A 1,883-nucleotide genomic window follows, 5' to 3' on the forward strand; every position below is an offset into this window, starting at 1 on the left:
GTCGGGTTCTATTGTGGGTCGGTCGCTGACACATCAGCGATCGGGTCTCGCAGCCCGTCGATCTCTGGACGCACAACATCCGCTTTGCTTATGGCGGCTGTACGTGGGAGACCTTCGGGTCTGCCGGCTCTAGAGTCCCGGTCTGCGACCCGCGTATAGCTGCCACCCTCATTCGTCTCGCAGCGAACGCTGGCAGCTCCAATGACTCCAGGAGCTTCACCATGATCAAACCAACGCCAAACCCACCCGAAACCGACCCCACCTCCCCCTACGAATCCCTCGATTCCAAAAAACTCAACGACGCCGCCGAACGCGCCCTCGACCATTACCTCAAACCGTCAGCCTTCATCATGGCCAGCACGCATAAACCCGAACCCATGTACCTCGCCAACCCGAAGTACAACACCGAATCCCTGCTGGCCAACGCCAGCGAAACCCTGGGTTCAGCCAGCGAAATGCTCAACAACTTCGCCGCCATGCTCGACACCTCACACCGCAAGACCGCGCTAGGCATCGCGCAGGTGGTCATGCTCGGCGAACTGGCAGTGAATCAGGCACTGGATCATGTCGAGCTAAAGGAATAACCGACCACAAAAAAACCCGCCTTATGGCGGGTTTCTTAGGTCAAATGGATTAAATGTTCTGCATACGCTACATTGACATCAAAATGTTACGGTAGCGCAACATGGATTACTCTCTTTTAATTACCCGTCTCGGCAATCAATTACGCGAAAAACGTATAAATCGTGGCCTGACTCAGGCGCAGCTTGCCGATCTCGCGGGACTGACGCGATACAAAGTCATCGCGGTGGAGAAAGGCACCCTTTCTGTCGGCATGATCGCTTACGCGCGCGTCTTGGCTGCTCTGGACTGCGAGCTCTCGGTGGTTCCAGCAACGATGCCAACCCTTGAAGAGCTTGGAGATTTATTCGAATGAAAATGGCCTCTCTTCAAGTCAGCACCCCTGAAGGTAATAGCGGCAGACTTTTCAGCGATGCCGATGATTTCACTTTCCGTTATCACGAAGATGCATCGCCACAAATGGCGATCAGCCTCTCGATGCCTGTGCGACATGACGAATTTCGTCGGCGCGAGCTGCACCCTGTTTTTCAGATGAACCTGCCAGAAGGCTATGTATTGGAGCAGTTGCGCAACCGCTTGGCCAAGACTGTGAACGTCGACCCAATGCTGCTACTGGCGCTTTCCGGCAGTACATCGCCCATTGGCAGGGTTCACGTACGCTCTGAAACCGTTGATGCACTGTTGCAGGCGCAAGAATTTCCGGGAGAAAAACTCGAAGAGATTCTCACGTGGGACGGTACGGAAGATATCTTCGCCGACATGCTTGATCGCTACATCCTGCGGGCGGGCATTTCAGGTGTTCAACCCAAGTTGCTGGTGCCGGAGCGGCAAGAAATAGAATTGCCGAGAGTGACATCCAAAACCTCGGATCTGATCATCAAGAGTGGCAGAGACGAATTTCCGGGCCTGGCGATCAACGAATTCCTTTGCATATCCATGGCGAAAGAGGCGGGTATTCCAGTTCCACCGTTTTACCTTTCCGACAACGCCAAACTGTTTGTCATGCGCCGCTTTGACCGCGATGAACAGCTCAACCCGATTGGTTTTGAAGACATGGCAGTGCTGATGGGGCTATCGGCTAACCAGAAATACAGCAAGAGTTATGCGGCAATCGCCAAGGCTGTTCGAGTGTTTTGCCCGGCGAAACACTTGCGTACGTCGCTTGATCAACTCTTCGATAGCGTTGCCCTGAGTTGCATCGTCGGAAACGGCGACGCTCATTTGAAAAATTTCGGACTGCTCTATTCAGAACCGACGCAACGCGATGCACATCTGGCGCCGGCTTACGACATCGTCAACAC

The 1,883-nt window shown here is 54.0% G+C and carries 3 protein-coding genes; all 3 read left to right on the forward strand.

Translation table 11 applies throughout. The annotated features are described in order from the left end of the window. Positions 1-221: 221 nt before the first annotated feature. On the forward strand, positions 222-584 hold the full coding sequence (locus F8N44_RS31130) for a DUF6124 family protein (RefSeq protein ID WP_150653018.1): 363 nt from the start codon (positions 222-224) through the stop codon (positions 582-584). A gap of 101 nt (positions 585-685) precedes the next feature. Continuing rightward, complete coding sequence (locus tag F8N44_RS31135; RefSeq protein WP_150651716.1) at positions 686-937, forward strand: helix-turn-helix domain-containing protein; 252 nt, start codon at positions 686-688, stop codon at positions 935-937. Beyond that, positions 934-1,883 (forward strand): type II toxin-antitoxin system HipA family toxin (locus F8N44_RS31140; RefSeq protein ID WP_150653019.1); only part of this gene is annotated, 950 nt, incomplete at its 3' end. The genes F8N44_RS31135 and F8N44_RS31140, both read left to right, overlap by 4 nt.

Source organism: Pseudomonas fluorescens, from assembly GCF_902497745.1.
GTDB lineage: Bacteria > Pseudomonadota > Gammaproteobacteria > Pseudomonadales > Pseudomonadaceae > Aquipseudomonas > Aquipseudomonas fluorescens_BM.

What these genes read in the sequence shown, in the direction of transcription:
- F8N44_RS31130 (WP_150653018.1), top strand. Translation starts at nt 222, where the DNA reads ATGATCAAACCAACGCCAAACCCACCCGAAACCGACCCCACCTCCCCC.
- F8N44_RS31135 (WP_150651716.1), top strand. Translation starts at nt 686, where the DNA reads ATGGATTACTCTCTTTTAATTACCCGTCTCGGCAATCAATTACGCGAA.